This is a genomic window from Zhongshania aquimaris, assembly GCF_019312595.1.
Lineage (GTDB): Bacteria > Pseudomonadota > Gammaproteobacteria > Pseudomonadales > Spongiibacteraceae > Spongiibacter > Spongiibacter aquimaris.
This window is the reverse complement of record NZ_JAHWDQ010000004.1, coordinates 122,659-137,420: the sequence shown is the minus strand read 5'-3', so window position 1 is coordinate 137,420 and position 14,762 is coordinate 122,659. Positions and strand designations below refer to the sequence as shown.

General features: G+C 49.7%; 14 protein-coding genes. 8 read left to right on the top strand and 6 right to left on the bottom strand.

Features of this window, described 5'->3' with window-relative positions; genetic code table 11:
- The first annotated feature begins 18 nt into the window (after positions 1-18).
- Positions 19-363 (top strand): YqcC family protein, encoded by a 345-nt coding sequence (locus KXJ70_RS15055; RefSeq protein WP_219044354.1) that lies wholly within the window; start codon positions 19-21, stop codon positions 361-363.
- Here the strand turns inward: KXJ70_RS15055 and KXJ70_RS15050 are convergent.
- On the bottom strand, positions 360-980 hold the full coding sequence (locus KXJ70_RS15050) for a response regulator transcription factor (RefSeq protein ID WP_219044353.1): 621 nt from the start codon (positions 978-980) through the stop codon (positions 360-362). The two genes, KXJ70_RS15055 and KXJ70_RS15050, sit on opposite strands and share 4 nt — an antisense overlap.
- A 183-nt stretch (positions 981-1,163) precedes the next feature.
- Here KXJ70_RS15050 and KXJ70_RS15045 point away from each other — a divergent pair, with 183 nt between their 5' ends.
- The 3 genes from KXJ70_RS15045 to KXJ70_RS15035 all read left to right on the top strand — a co-directional run bounded on the left by KXJ70_RS15045 (position 1,164) and on the right by KXJ70_RS15035 (position 6,560).
- Entirely contained in the window at positions 1,164-4,229 is a 3,066-nt protein-coding gene (locus KXJ70_RS15045; protein WP_219044352.1) for a cache domain-containing protein, read from the top strand.
- On the top strand, positions 4,219-5,733 hold the full coding sequence (locus KXJ70_RS15040) for a response regulator (protein ID WP_219044351.1): 1,515 nt from the start codon (positions 4,219-4,221) through the stop codon (positions 5,731-5,733). Before KXJ70_RS15045 ends, KXJ70_RS15040 begins: the two co-directional genes overlap by 11 nt.
- A gap of 71 nt (positions 5,734-5,804) precedes the next feature.
- A complete protein-coding gene (locus tag KXJ70_RS15035; RefSeq protein ID WP_219044350.1) occupies positions 5,805-6,560 on the top strand; it encodes a M48 family metallopeptidase in 756 nt (251 codons plus the stop codon).
- Between the two features lie 7 nt (positions 6,561-6,567).
- Here KXJ70_RS15035 and KXJ70_RS15030 read toward each other — a convergent pair whose 3' ends face one another.
- A complete protein-coding gene (locus KXJ70_RS15030; protein ID WP_219044349.1) occupies positions 6,568-7,206 on the bottom strand; it encodes a TetR/AcrR family transcriptional regulator in 639 nt (212 codons plus the stop codon).
- A 141-nt stretch (positions 7,207-7,347) separates the two neighbouring features.
- Here KXJ70_RS15030 and choxAB point away from each other — a divergent pair, with 141 nt between their 5' ends.
- Positions 7,348-8,997, top strand: a complete 1,650-nt coding sequence (choxAB, locus tag KXJ70_RS15025) for a cholesterol oxidase (RefSeq protein WP_219044348.1) — start codon at positions 7,348-7,350, stop codon at positions 8,995-8,997.
- Here the strand turns inward: choxAB and traF are convergent.
- Positions 8,975-10,120, bottom strand: coding sequence for a conjugal transfer protein TraF (gene traF, locus KXJ70_RS15020; RefSeq protein ID WP_219044347.1), 1,146 nt, complete (start codon positions 10,118-10,120; stop codon positions 8,975-8,977). The two genes, choxAB and traF, sit on opposite strands and share 23 nt — an antisense overlap.
- Positions 10,121-10,330: 210 nt before the next feature.
- Here traF and KXJ70_RS15015 point away from each other — a divergent pair, with 210 nt between their 5' ends.
- Together KXJ70_RS15015 and KXJ70_RS15010 are read left to right on the top strand one after the other, a co-directional pair.
- Positions 10,331-10,939 carry a 1-acyl-sn-glycerol-3-phosphate acyltransferase gene (locus tag KXJ70_RS15015; RefSeq protein ID WP_219044346.1) on the top strand — a complete coding sequence of 203 codons (609 nt, stop codon included), beginning with the start codon at positions 10,331-10,333 and terminating at the stop codon, positions 10,937-10,939.
- Positions 10,940-11,226: 287 nt separating this feature from the next.
- The gene (locus KXJ70_RS15010) at positions 11,227-12,459 is read left to right on the top strand and encodes a sensor histidine kinase (RefSeq protein ID WP_219044345.1); all 1,233 of its coding nucleotides are present in this window, start codon (positions 11,227-11,229) and stop codon (positions 12,457-12,459) included.
- Between the two features lie 58 nt (positions 12,460-12,517).
- Here the strand turns inward: KXJ70_RS15010 and KXJ70_RS15005 are convergent, their stop codons facing one another.
- The 3 genes from KXJ70_RS15005 to KXJ70_RS14995 all read right to left on the bottom strand — a co-directional run bounded on the left by KXJ70_RS15005 (position 12,518) and on the right by KXJ70_RS14995 (position 14,063).
- On the bottom strand, positions 12,518-12,760 hold the full coding sequence (locus KXJ70_RS15005; protein ID WP_219044344.1) for an anti-sigma factor family protein: 243 nt from the start codon (positions 12,758-12,760) through the stop codon (positions 12,518-12,520).
- Entirely contained in the window at positions 12,754-13,368 is a 615-nt protein-coding gene (locus tag KXJ70_RS15000) for a sigma-70 family RNA polymerase sigma factor (protein WP_219044343.1), read from the bottom strand. The genes KXJ70_RS15005 and KXJ70_RS15000 overlap by 7 nt, the downstream gene beginning before the upstream one ends.
- 83 nt (positions 13,369-13,451) lie before the next feature.
- A complete protein-coding gene (locus KXJ70_RS14995) occupies positions 13,452-14,063 on the bottom strand; it encodes an HvfX family Cu-binding RiPP maturation protein (protein ID WP_219044342.1) in 612 nt (203 codons plus the stop codon).
- 229 nt (positions 14,064-14,292) lie between these two features.
- Between KXJ70_RS14995 and KXJ70_RS14990 the strand changes: the two genes are divergently transcribed.
- Complete coding sequence (locus KXJ70_RS14990) at positions 14,293-14,622, top strand: HvfA family oxazolone/thioamide-modified RiPP metallophore (RefSeq protein WP_255558505.1); 330 nt, start codon at positions 14,293-14,295, stop codon at positions 14,620-14,622.
- The last annotated feature ends 140 nt before the right edge of the window (positions 14,623-14,762 follow it).

Here is a 14,762-nt window from a genome sequence, read left to right as displayed (position 1 = left end):
ATTTTGGCGGGCTGAGATATGAGCAAGTATCATGAAGTCGCTGCGGTTTTAATGGATATTGAGGCCGAGTTACGCCAGATTGGCCACTGGGATGCCGAGCCGCCACCGCCGGAGGCATTGCGCAGCGAGCAGCCATTCGCCATCGATACGCTCAATTTCGCGCAGTGGTTACAGTTTGTTTTTATTCCAAGAATGCGGTTTTTAATTGAACAAAGGCAAGAATTGCCTCGGGCCAGCGGAATCGCGCCTATGGCGGAGGAGTATTTTCGGGCGAGCTTGTTGCCAGTAGGGGGCTTAATGACGGCCCTGCAGACAGTGGATGCGCTGCTGGGCAGTCAAGGTATTAGTGTAAGCAAGCCCTAGCTATTGCTGGACTCTTCGGCTGCCATCACCATGCGTACCAAATGGGCTAGTGAGCGAACGCCCATTTTTTCCATAACGCGTGCGCGGTGAATTTCGACGGTGCGCTGGCTAATATCCAAGTCGTAGGCGATAACCTTATTCGCCTTGCCCTCGATCATCAGCTCCATAACCTGACTTTCGCGCGGCGTAAGGTCGCTCAATTTGGCCCGAATTTTGTGTTTTTCTTCGAGGTCGGCGCGATTCTCAGCGTCGGCAGCAATAGCCTGTTGGATTTTGCCTAGTAGCTCTTCTTCACGATAGGGCTTTTGCACAAAGTCCACCGCGCCGCGCTGCATAGCGTCGACGGCCATTGGCACATCGCCGTGACCGGTTACAAATATAATCGGTAATATAGAGTTGCGAGTGTTGAGTTGCCGCTGCAGCTCCATGCCGTTCATGCCCGGCATGCGTATGTCTAACACCATGCAACCGGCCATATCGATGGAGTAATCCTCCAAAAACGTATCGGCTCGTGAATAGCTCACTACTTTGTGGCCAACTGATTCCAATACCATTTGTAGTGAGTCTCGTACGGCTTCGTCATCCTCTACGAGGTACACCGTCGCTTCTGTAGTCATTATTAGGTCCTTGCGGTTACCGTTTTATATGGGATAAGGCTATCATGAAATTATTAACTTTGGGCATGCTTAATCGGTGAAATAGTCGATTGATACTGGCGGGAAGCGTCAAGACTGGATAAGCTTCCGCCTTATAATCCGCATTGCAACGAAGCAAATGCCATAAAACAACAAGGGTTGCGCATGCGAACTAAGCGCAGTTTAGTACAAATTTATCTTCTTAGCCTAGTCGCACTGTCTGCGATCCCTTTGGCTATTTTCGGCTACATCTGGATTGCCAAAGAATACGAGCGCTATACGCAGCAAAGTGAAGCGTGGCGAGATACCTATGTAGAGTCCCGTCGGGAGTTGTTGCGCAGGGAAGTTGGCAAGGCGGTTGAGTATCTAGATTTTAAACACACGCAGCTAAATCAGCAGTTATACAACGATTTGCGCCAGCAAGTTGCCGTGGGTATTTCTCTGGTTGAAGACACCCGCAAAGAATTTGTTGGCGAAAGTAAGTCGCAGCAGTTAAACCGCTTGCGAACGACAATGGGATCGCTGCGGTTTTTAAATAATAAGGGCTTCTTTTTCTTATTTGATGGCGACGGCAAGGCTTTGCTGCCGCCGATGAACCCCCTTACCGATGAGCGAATGTCAGACAGTACGACGATTAATGCTTTCTCTCGTCAGATTAAAAGCGCTTTGTCAGACAAGAAATACGAGTTTCTAGAATACCGTTTCACCGATCCTAATAGCCAAGTCGCGACCGAGCGCAATTTTAGCTTTGTGTACTATTACAAGCCGCTAAATATTTATATGGGTGCCAGTATTTATCTGCGCGACGAGCTTAATCGCTTGAAGCGCGAAGTAATCGAGCGAATTGCCGCGGTACCTATTGATCCAGATAACTCTATTTTATTTGTCGTCGATAAAGATGGACGGCAATTGGTAAACGCCTACGATCCCAGCAATGTCGGTTTGCTCATGCCCGATATCGTAAACGTAAGTGCAAGGGTGGGCGGCGAAGAGCACAGTTTGTTTACCGAGCTAAGCTGGCTTGACCGAGATGGTATGAAAAAGCCGGTAATCTCCTATATTCGCCGTTTTGAACCTTGGGGTTGGGTGTTGGGTTCTGGCGTATTTTTGGACGAGCTCAATGTTAAATTAAGCGATGAGCGCGCCGCACTGCAGGAGCGGGTAAAAGAGCATATTCGCTTTATTGTGATTATAGCCTTTGCCTTGATGGTGTTTTCAACCTTCGCTGCGCGCTGGTTGGCGCGCCGAAGTGCTGCAGGCTTTACGATTTTCCAACAATTTTTTGCTGACGCAAGCAAGCGGTCTACCACCATAGATGTAAATCACCTGCCTTTTGCGGAATTTCAGCGCTTGGCTGAAGACGCAAATTTCATGGTTGAAAAGCGCACCGAAACCGAGCGCGCCTTAAAACTCAGTGAACGTCGTTTCCAATTAGCCTTGGACGCTGCCCAAAACCACCTCTGGGATCTAGATTTGCAGACGGGCTTAGTTACGGTGGGAGAGAGTTTCTTTCGTATGCTGGGCTATAAAGCCCCCGCTACGCCGTATCCGGTTGGTGCCTTCAAAAACATTGCCTGCGATGACGATGTGCAAATTATCGCCTCTGCGGTCGACAGCTGGCTTGGTATGGCGACGGGCAATAGCGTTGAGTTTAGAGTTAAGGATCGCGCGGGTAATTTCCGCTGGATCTATAGCCGTGGCGATGTTGTTGAAAATGATCAAAATGACAAGCCGATGCGCGCCATGGGGATCATGACGGATGTCACCGACCGCAAACGTATTGAGCAAGAACTGGTCAACGCGCGAATAGCCGCCGAAGATGCGCTACACGCTAAAAGTCAGTTTTTATCTAGTGTCAGCCACGAGCTGAGAACCCCATTAAATGGGGTGCTAGGTTATGCGCAGCTGCTTCAGCGCGACACGGGAATTCCATCCGGCAGTCAGGAATATTTGCGCGCGATAGAAAGCTGCGGCAAGCACCTGCTCACTCTTATAAACGATGTATTAGATCTGGCCAAAATTGAGAGCGGTAATATCGATATTGTTTGTCGACCGAACAAGCTCGACGACATTGTGGCCAATGTCAGCGATATCGTAGCGCACAGGGCGAAGTCGAAAGGTCTGGATTTTATTGTCGATCGTTCGCCGAATTTGCCGGAGAAAGTGCAAGTTGATGAGGTGAAGCTGCGGCAGGTTCTTGTTAACTTACTTGATAACGCCGTAAAATTTACCAGCGCTGGCAAGGTGGTTCTAAAACTACACGCTGATCAGGAAACCAAGCAGTTGATGTTTTCGGTGACCGACAGCGGAATGGGCATACCTAAAGAAAAGCTCCGCGATGTTTTTGAACCCTTCCGCCAGGTTAATCCACAGGATGGCAAGGGCACTGGTTTGGGGCTGTCTATCTGTCGCCGCTTGGTTGAGGCAATGGGTGGCAATTTAAATGTTAGCAGTGAGTTTGGTCACGGCAGTTGTTTCTATTTCGACGTACCGCTGTTGGAAATTCATGAAAGTGAGTTCGACGATGAATCGCTGGTAAATACGATTGATCCTGTTACAGAGCTTTTATCTACCGTTGGCGAAAACCCCGCGATTATTATTGCCGACGACGTGGCGGTAAATCGTCACGTGCTTCTCGGTATGTTGGAGGATGTGTCGACAGATATCAGAGAAGCCGCCAATGGTTTAGAGGTTATTGCGCACTTAAAAGAGCGCACGGCAAAATTGGTACTGATGGATTTGCGTATGCCCGAAATGGATGGCATGGAAGCGACCCGCGTGATTAAACAGGATATGGGGATGGTCGATGTTGCGATCATTATGGCGTCAGCGACAACAGATGAAGAGATGATGGATGAAGCTGTGCAGGTAGGGTGCGATGGCTTTTTACCTAAGCCAATTGGTATCGGCGATTTACTCAAGGTTGTTGCTGCCACTTGCGGTGTTGAAGCGCAAAAACAGCAGCCTATGCCTAGCCCAGTTGTGAGCAACCCACTGCCCTTACGTGATTTTGTATTACCTAAAGAAGATGATTTGCAGAATTTGAGTGAGGCGGTCGACTTAGGCGACGTCACGCGACTGCGAGAATTATTACAGCAGCTGCGCAGACGTTGCCCTGAGTGCGACCCCTTTCTTGACGAGGCAGAGTTATACCTCGCTGAATTTGACTTTGATAAGCTCGCCCACTTATTAGTACAAGCGACGCGCGAGACCACTATCGATGACGCCTGATAGCGGTAGTGAACAAATTTTATTGGTTGATGATAACCCCACAAATTTGCAGGTTTTGTTTAAAACCTTAGAGGGGAGTGGCTACCGGCTATTGGCGGCTAGAGATGGTGAGGCCGCACTATATACCGCTAAACGCGCTCGGCCAGCGTTGATATTGCTCGATGTTATGATGCCGGGTATGGACGGCTTTGAAGTTTGCGAACGCCTAAAAGCTGATCCAGAAACGGCGGATATCGCCGTGATATTTTTGTCGGCCCTAACCGATAGTCAATCGAAGGTGCACGGTTTAGCGATTGGTGGCGTCGATTATATTGCCAAGCCTTTCCAGACTGATGAAGTCTTGGCCAGGGTGCGTACTCATATAAAAATTCAGCGTCTTGAGCGCGCTTTGGCGCGACGCAACACCGAGTTGGAAGATGAAAATCAGCAAATATTAAATGCAGTCGAAGAGGGAATATTGGGCTTGGATGTCACTGGTCGTGTTACATCCATGAACGCTCAAGCAGCGGCAATTACAGGGTGGCCCGCCTCCGATTGCATTGGTGAGTTATTCTCTCAGCTACAGTTGTTCTCCGGTGACGAGGCCCTTAACCAGTCCTTGGGCTTGCTGTGCGCGGGAGGGGTTAGTTTGCGTAAAGACCACGTCAGCATTAATACTCGCACCGGCAGTATTGCGCCGGTTGCGCTCAGTGGTTCGCCGCGTAGTGAGGGCGGTGCAGTATTGGTGCTGCGGGATATTAGCGAGTGGTTGCAGAGTCAATTTGCCCTTGAGCAAGCTCGCGAAGAAATGGATAGCCAGCGTCAGCATTTGGCGCATATCGAGCGCTTAAGTACGGGCGGTGAAATGGCTGCCGGTATCGCCCACGAGGTGAATCAGCCGCTCACGGCGGTGACCAATTACGCGCGAGTTGCCCAGCGGTTGGTGGCAGATTTGCCAGAGGAGCGCCGCCAGAAAATGGATGAGGTGCTGGCTAAAATTACCATTCAGGCGGAGCGCGCAGCGGCGGTTATTCAGCGTATGCGCAGCTATGTTAAAAAGCCCTCGGGTGGTCGGGTCGTGTTGGCATTAAACGCGGTGCTCGAGGATGTGTTGGCGCTTGCGGAAGTGGATTCGAGGGTAAACGCAATTCCAGTTCGTTTGATTGCAGCGCCAAATTTGCCCGCAATTTTTGCAGACGAAGTTCAGTTACAGCAGGTGGCCTTAAATTTAATTCGCAATGCCATGGAGTCGACTGCGAATGCGGGGCAGAGTAATGCCGTGGAAGTAAGCACTTACCTAGAACAAGGTCTGGTGTGTTTCCGAGTAAAAGATTTTGGCGCAGGTTTGGCGCCGGAAATAGAGGCGCAGTTGTTCAGCCCCTTTGTGACGTCGAAGGAAGGCGGCATGGGTATTGGTCTGTCGGTCTCAAAATCCATTATGCAGGCGCACGGTGGTGATATTCGCTACCAGGCCAACCCTGACGGTGGCGCTATTTTCAGTTGTGAATTTCCGGTGCATCAGTAGGGCTCATCTTCCATGAACTGTATCTTGCACTCCTGCGCCTCTGCAAATTTTCTGACTAGCGGGCGACGATCGTGTTAAGAGCGCTTAAATCGAAGCGGGTTACCGAGCTGCGCAGTCAGCAACAGCTGCGGTACTCAGATCAAACTATTGTGATTACCATTATTCGCAGTCGGCGCCGGCGTCGCAAACTCAGTTTGCAGGTGGGCCGTTCTGGTGTGGTATTGCGAGCGCCATTTTCGACCTTGCAGGCCGATATCGATGAGATGCTCATCCGCAATAGAGATTGGATCTGCCAGCGTCAGCAAGTGGTATTTCTTCAGCAAGGCGACGTGCTTCGCTTCCAGTCGGGTGAGCTTCACGATTATTTAGGTGCGCCGCTGGCGCTTAGGATTGTGGCCGGTGCGCGGCGGGCAAAGGTGTTAGCCGGCGATGGTGAGCTGTGTGTTCACGGTGTAAATGACGATTCGGAGCAGGTGCGTCGCGTTTTGCAGCAATGGTATTTACGGCAAGCCCAGCAGTTGTTCGCTGAACGCTTAGCCTTGTGGGCTAGCCGTCTTCCCTGGCTTAGCGGCGTCCCGGAACTTCGGCTCAGGCGTATGCGCTCGCGCTGGGGTAGCTGTTCTGCAGAGGGGCGTATTTGTTTGAATACCCATTTGATTAAGGCAGATTTGCGCTGTATTGACTACGTTATCGTCCACGAGCTCTGCCATATCCAAGAGTTTAATCACAGCCCGAGATTTTATGCATTAATGACCGAGGCTATGCCCGAGTGGCGGCAGTGCAAGGCGGAATTGGAGGCGGTTGGCGCTAGAATCGTTCGCGAATAGTAAACTGCTATTGCGGTTTTGCAGCACTGTAATTGGTAGCCGCAACGAATAAAAATAAACTACTCTCAATGACGCTGTCCACGGGCTCACGGTAATTTGTGAGCGCCCAGCGGCGAGCGATTTGCAAGACTGCGCCGACCAAACCGGCGTACACCATGCCCTGATCAGGTATGTCAGAAATATCTGCCAATCCCAAGGATTCAGTCAGCGCTCGAATCAAGACCGCAAACTCTTCCATCGCTTCATAGTAGAGTTCGTCAATCGTGTCACTGACCCCCAGTATCTCGAAAAGCAGTAGTCGAGCGATATCAGGATTTTGAGAGAGTGTGTCGAAAAAAGCCTGTAAACCAGCGCGGGAAAAGGCGGCGGTGTTGCGCTCTGACGCTTCAAAGGCAGCCAGCATCCGGCTTTTTAGATAACGGGTTTGAGTCTTGTATACCTCTGCTAGCAGAGCTTCGCGATTGGCGAAGGACTCGTAAAAATAGCGTTCAGTTAATCCGGCCTCACTGCAAATACTCCGCACGCTTGCGGCGGCGTAACCTTGGTTGCCGATAACACTCAAACCGGCGTTGAGTAATTGCTCGTAGCGTTCGCTGCGGCGCTGGTCGCCACTGCTACCTCGGTAGCGGCGTGACTTTTGGGGCATTTGGGCGGCGTCTTTGTTGGATTTTGCGATTGTTTTTGGCATCTTGAAATTTTGACATGGGTTGATGTCAGATGTAAAGTGACATGAACTATTGTCAAATTGTGCCGCGCTGCTCGGCTGCGGTGAAAAAAGGTGTTTTGCGTGGAATACGATGTCGATTACTTAATTGTCGGGTCTGGCTTTGGCGGCTCGGTGTCTGCTTATCGCTTGAGCGAGAAGGGCTATAGCGTTGCCGTTATGGAGATGGGAAAGCGCTGGAGTGCTGAAACGTATCCCCCATCCAATTGGTATTTTCACCGCTGGCTGTGGCGGCCAATGCTGGGCTTGAAGGGCTTTTTCAATATTAAGTGGTTTAAGCATGTCCTGGTTTTACATGGCAATGCCGTGGGCGGTGGCTCAATTACGTATGCAAATACCTTATTAGTGCCGAAGCCAATTATTTGGCAGCAGGGCAGTTGGGCGGGTTTAAAAGACTGGGCAACCGATATGCCCGCGCATTACGCCACAGCTCAAAAAATGCTCGGGGTCACTGAAAACCGCATCCTTGGGCCGGCGGATATAATTCTAAAGGAGTCTGCTGAAGATTGGGGCTGTGGTGATAGTTTTTACAAAACCCAAGTTGGGGTGTTTTTTGGTGACGAGGGCGAGGCGCCGGGTAAATCGTATGCCGATCCTTATTTTGGCGGTGAAGGTCCTGATCGTAATAGTTGCATCGCCTGCGGTGGCTGCATGGTCGGTTGCCGCTACAACGCCAAGAATAGCCTCGACAAAAACTATCTCTATTTGGCGGAAAAGCAGGGCGCGCAGGTTTTCTCTGAAACCCGAGTCATTGACGTTGTGCCATTAAATGGAAAAGCAGATGGCGAAGACGGCTACGAGGTGACCACCGTCAGCAGCACGTCTTTACTGTTTCGCAATAAACGCCGCTGGCGTGCAAAGGCTGTGGTGTTTGCGGGTTCGTCGCTAGGTACTCAGGATCTGCTTTTTAAATTGCGAGACAAAAAGTCGCTCCCCAATATATCGACGCAACTTGGCCGTCGCGTTAGAACAAATGCGGAGTCGTTGATTGGTGTGCGCTTACCCAATGTGGACAATATGGATTCTGGTATCGCTATTGGTTCCGGCATTTACCTTGACGAAAAAACCCATATTGAAGCTACCCGTTATCCGCGAGGCTCTGATGCAATGGGGCTATTGGTGACCGCGATGATACGTGGGAAGACAGATTGGCGGCGATTGTTTAATTGGATTTACACCTTGATTCGACTTTTAGTGCGCAATCCTAGGCAGGCGATCGGATCGCTTATCCCTTTTGGCTTAGCAAAACAGACCATCATATTATTGTGTATGCAAACCTTGGACGGCCACATTGATATGCTCTATAAGCGTCGCTGGTATTGGCCTTTTAGTAAGCACATGGTCAGCTTTGGGCCCAAAATTCCCGCCCATATTCCCGAGGCTAGCGAGTTCGCCCTGAAGGCTGCACGGCGTTTGGGTGGCATGGCTGGAAGTCTGATCACCGAAGTTCTGTTTAATATTCCTGCGACAGCCCATTGCATGGGAGGTGTTGGAATGGGGCGCTCCGCCGCCGACGGCGTGGTTGACGTGCAGAGCAGAGTGTTCGGTTATAAAAATATGTTAGTTTGTGATGGGTCTACCTTGTCGTCTAACCTGGGGGTTAACCCATCGCTGACGATTACCGCGCTGACGGAGCACGCCATGGCGTATATTCCTGCTAAGCAATCTCTAGGCGCTGAGTCGCCAACGGTTACAGAGGCAGTTGCAGGCTAGCGCCACCGCCAAATTCGCGGGGCCCAGCATAGCTAAATTGGGCCTCGATTCTGAGTAATTCACCGAGGCGATAATGCAAGCCTACCGTCGGTAAATTCGAATCATTGCCGCTGTGTAGCCAAGTATAGCCTAGTAGTAACTGCAGCTTGTCACTAACAGGGAGTAGGCCGCTAAGCGCGTATGCTCTGCGGGACGACAATTCGCCAAACCCTTTTTGTGGGCTAAGGTCGGCGTCTAAGCGCAAACTTGCCCAGTTTGCGCTGTAGTTGATATTGCCACTGATATGCGTCCGCTGCTGGTAGCGAGTCCCCTCGGGTCCTTCAATTTCTTGCTGATAAATATCGTTTAATTCTAAGCCGAATAACCAATTGTCGATTTGGTGCTCAATTCCGAGGTCGGCATTGGCTTGGATGCTATTTTCAACGTCTCTGCCGCGGTCGAATAGCTTGTCTTCGTCGTAGTCTTCTATTGAAATTTTACGCTCGATAACACTGATGTTTTGAAGTTTTGCGGTAATGCCAATTCGGGTATTGGGCATGCTTTCCAAGCTGAAGCGATAGTTTAGGCCTAAGTAATTTTTCCAAAGTGCAGATACGTTAACGCTAGATTGCAGATCACCAAGCGAGAACAAGCCGAGAATTGTGGCAAAGCGCAGTCGATTGGCATCGCCTTCGTCGTAAATAAATCGACCACTGCCATTAAATTCAGAGCCCCCGACTACCACCCAATTTTTATCTTGTGTCAGCAGAGCGAAGTGACCGCCAGCGGCAAAACTGGTTATGTCATTATCGGCATTCTCTAATTGTTCGACCAGCTCGGTTTCGTCGCCGGGAATAACCAGAATGCCTCTTGATCGACCATCTAAAGCGACCCCCTCATCGTAAATGTTTTTCAAGTTGTCGAGCAGACTGTCAGCGTCGTTAACAAAACCGTAGCCATCTCCCTGCAGCGCTGGCTCAGAATGTGAATTAATTGCAGGGAATGAGGCGGAGCGAGTGTGTAAATTGCTTAACCGCTGGTCGCTAGCGCTATCGGCGGTCACATGTGTCGATATTAATGCGATGCAGATCAGCAATATTTGCCTTAAGCGGAGTTCGGAAAATATGGGCAAGAGTGTATTCATCCTATTGACGATATTATTCTTAAACGGCTTGGGCCGTCTTTACTAGGTGAGTCGGCAGAATAGTGGAGCGAGTACAAAGCGGCAAGCGCATTGGGCTTGTTTTGTGTAATATCTGCTAATCGTCGATATAGCCCAAGGCTTTGCTGAGCACAAATTACGTCGTTCTGAGGCCCTGGATCGATACAATAATAAAGCTGGTGAATGCATTAAATGGCGATGTCTCAAGGCAAAACGATTAGCAGTTATCCTCTGTTACTTAAAATTATTCGCGCTCTGGTAGGTGGTTTATTTGCCCTAAGGGGCTGGCGATTTACCAGCGAACAGCCTGTCGCTCGCAAGTACGTCATGATTGTTGCGCCGCACACCAGCAATTGGGATTTTTTTCTCATGGTCGTGCTTGCCGCTGGCTTGGGTCGCCAGGTGCGTTTTATGGGCAAGCACAGCTTGTTTACGGGTTTGCAGGGGCGCTTCTTGGTCTGGCTTGGTGGTGTTGCCGTCGAGCGAAGTAGTCATCATGATTTTGTCAGCCAAATGGTGGTGTTATTTAAAGAGACCGATGACATGGTCTTGATCATTGCCCCAGAGGGCACGCGTAGCAAAGTTCAGGCGTGGAAGGGCGGTTTTTACCATATTGCGTCAGGTGCGGATCTGCCGGTGTTGGCCGCTCAGCTAGATTATGCAAAAAAATATGTTGGTATTGCACCGGAATATAGGCTGAGCGGCAATTACGCTTATGATATTGAGCGGATCCAAGCGTTTTATCGCGACGTAACCGCAAAGTACCCCGAGCAAGATAGTAGCTGCGTAAAATCACTATAAATTAGGATAGTTACTGTTTGTAGGTCTATATTTAGTGCTGGGTGAGCTGATTTTGGCGTTCTGCTTTTGTCGAATTAGACGTTTTTAGCGTGACATCTAGTCTTGGGTTTGGGTACTGCAGTCCCACTAGCTTGCGGAGTTTTGTTGCCTGCTAGGTGAAATACACAGTGTTGTGCTTGAATTTAGCTTGCTATAAAGATGAACGACATTATGAAAGTGTATACAGTGACATTATTCTGCTGCGCATTGGAAGATGGTAGGCAGCATGCAAATTATGGATTGGTGAAATGTCCGACTTAATGAATTTTTTGCTAGGCCCAGAAATGCCACCCCACGGGCATTGTTATTTATGGAATGAAGACTTGGTGCTTTTACACGTCACAAGCGACGTGTTGATCACTCTATCCTACTTCACTATTCCCATTGCTTTGGTCTATCTAGTTCGCAAGCGTGACGACTTAAAATTCAACTTTATATTCGTCATGTTTGCGGTCTTTATCTTCGCCTGCGGCGCGACCCATCTCATTAATATATTCAATGTCTGGTACGGCGCTTATTGGCTTAGCGGTATTGTGAAACTGATCACCGCCATTGCTTCTGTTGGTACGGCCATTATTGTGTGGCCATTAATTCCCAAGGCCTTGGCGCTGCCCAGCAATAAGCAGCTGCTAGATTTGAATCAACAGTTGCGTGACGAAGTTGCCGAAAATGTTAAACAGCGTGCAGAGGTGGAGCGTTTGTCGCGGGATTTGCACCAGTTGGTGGATGAGCGCACTGAAGAGCTTGCCGAAACACGCGTGATGAAAACCCTGCTTGAGCAAAATCAGGTTTCCTTGGAGCGTTCGAATGTGGCACTTGAGCGCTACGCGACAGTAACGTCGCGTGATATCAAAGAGCCGCTGCGTTCGATTGCCGTATTTGGTGAGTTATTGTCGGATCGTTTGACCGATCGCTTGGCAGAGGACGAAGCCAAATGGTTGACGATGATGGTTAAGTCGGCCAAACACACAACGTCCATGATTGATGATTTACACGAGTATTCGAGTCTGAATACCGTCAGTGAATTTGAGCCTTCCTCGCTCAATGACGCTTTAGAAAAGGCGCTCTCAATGAATGCAGCAGAGATGAAAAAGTACGGGGTGGTATTGCAGCGCGAAGCACTCGATACAGTTGCTTTGCCCATGGAGGCATTAACGACCTTGGTTTCAAAATTATTGAATAATGCGATTAAGTTTAGTCGAGATAAGGAGCCCCCGACGATAGAAATTGGCCCGCTGAAAGATGGAGAAAGTGGCGAGCTTGGGTTTTATATTCGAGACAATGGTGTTGGGATTGCGCCGCAGTACAGTAAAAGGATTTTTGGCGTTTTCGAACGACTACACGCTGAGCAAGAGTATGAGGGTAATGGCATTGGCTTGGCAATCTGTCGACGGATTCTCGATGAATATGAAGGGCGAATAACACTTCATAGCGAAGAGGGACAAGGTGCTGAATTTAGAGTTTATTTACCCGCCGCGTAGTGGCGGGTTTAGAGCAGTGATGGGTGCGGTGTGAAGAAAGTGCGGGCGATGATGTGTCTTATTTTCCTGAATTTGACGGGTTAATTCGCGAAAATATCATATCCGCCATGGCGTCGTCGCCGCGCCATAACTGTTGTGCCAGAGCCGCACCAGTTTGGCGGCTGCGATCGAGGTGGCGGCGAAAACGTCGACAGTGGCGACAAATCATCAGGTGCGCGCGAATTTCAAGCCGTTTCCAGCCAGTGTGCTGGAGATCGATATCGTCGCTGGCGAGATCGGTAAATTGCCTGCAGTTTAGCATTCTCCAGTCTCCTGATAATGATTGATGGTTTTCATAAGTTGTAATCTCGCCCGGTGCAAAATCACTCTAACATTTGCTTCACTAAGAGATAGTTGCTCGGCTATCGTCTCCAAACTATGTTGCTCCACATCGCGAAGTAAAAACACGGCCTTCTGGTTTTCTGGCAATATTGTTAATGTGTGTTCTATGCAATGTCGTAACTGATCCTCTTGAAGCATGAGCTCTGGTGTATTGATGTCCCAGTGCGATGGGGGATTCACCCAGTGCCCCCCGCCATTAAAGCTATTCGCGTCAAGCTCGGGGCGCACTTCGTCGATATCCCCAAAACTACTGTGACGCTTTTCCCGGCGCAGCCTCGATTTAGCTTCGTTGCTCACAATCTGAATCATCCACGTCGACAGGCTGGACCGCCCCTCAAATTTAGCGATTGCCTTGTAAATAGAGCTCCAGGCTTCTTGGGTGACGTCTTCCGCAAAAACATCGCCGACAATGGCCCTGGCAACGATAAGTAATTTCGGGTGATAGCTGCTGATAAGCTGCTTAAACGCATTGTTATCACCCATTTTAAGGCGGCGAATAAGTTCTTGATCGTCGGCGGGCAAAGACACAGGCGTTTCCAATAAAAGATTAAGCCCCTAGTGTCCCTGATCCTCCTGCTTTCAGGCAACTGTTCACTGCTATGTATTCCACTTTATTTTGTCACTGTTAGCGCACGATCTAGCCAGTAATCAGCGCTAACAAAGCGACCGCCACCCATTACCATTAGGGCGAGCAACATAACAAGGTAGGTGACCGCAAATTCGATACCGTTGTTCAGTACCACGAAATTGCCACTTGATGTCAGCCAGTCATAATTTCCGTGGGTTTCAAGTAGCGAGCGTGCTGCGGTAAGTTTCTCTACCGAGTCAAGTACGCGATCATTGGCAAACGGCGCACTGGCGTCGGCGATTGCCTGCCAGCCATTGTGCCAGTGCACGGTGGTGGCGGCCACGATCATCGTCGCGGCTAAAGGTATAGAAATCCAGCGTGTCGCAAATCCGAGCAATAGCAATAGTGCTCCGCCCACCTCTGCGGCGGTTGCTAAAAAGGCCATTACGTAGGGAAAGGGTAATCCCAAGCCCCAGTCACTGTTGCCAAACCAGTCGACAGTGGCTGAGAAATGCATCATCTTGCTGCTGCCAGCCATCCAAAATACGGGTACCAGATAAAGGCGCAGCGCCAGTGCGGGAAGGCCATCCAGCGGTGTCACCATTTTCGCGATAGCAGTCTGCAGGTTGCGAATTTTGTTTATAAAATCTAGCATTGAGTTTACTCCGTATAGTTACCAGCATTGCGCTATAGTCGTTTGTCGACGGAAACCACAGTGTCGGTTTATGCGATTAAGACGTGCGGCGACAAGTCTTGTTACAGCCGGCGGGAAGAAATTTATTTTCACGACGGTGTAACAGATGGTTTTTAACTGTCTCTAATAAGTAGAGTCGCAATGCTGCGGCCAAATAGATCTTTTAACTGATTACAAAGGTGATGACATAATGAAAAATACTGCGATGACGGCACTAGGTGCAGCCATGTTAGCTTCTTCAATGGCCTCGGTTGCCGTTGCAGATACCAACCCATTTGCGGCTAAAGTAATGAGTAGCGGTTATCAGCTTGCTGATTACGCTAAAGATGCAGAAGGTAAATGCGGCGAAGCAAAATGCGGTGCCGAGAAAAAAGACGGTGAAGCGAAATGTGGTGAAGCCAAATGCGGTGCAGATAAAGCAGCTAAAGAAGGCAAGTGCGGCGAAGCCAAATGCGGCGCGGATAAAGCAGCTAAAGAAGGCAAGTGTGGCGAAGCGAAATGTGGCGCTGACAAGAAGTAATTGTTAAATCCCAAGCTCTTCCTTCGACGAGGAGCTTGGGTCTACTCACTATCCCCTCCTATTTCTAGCACTTGACTAGCAAACGTCTACTCGGCTCATTATAGTATTGCTGCATTCTGCCGGCACAGTCGGTCATTTCG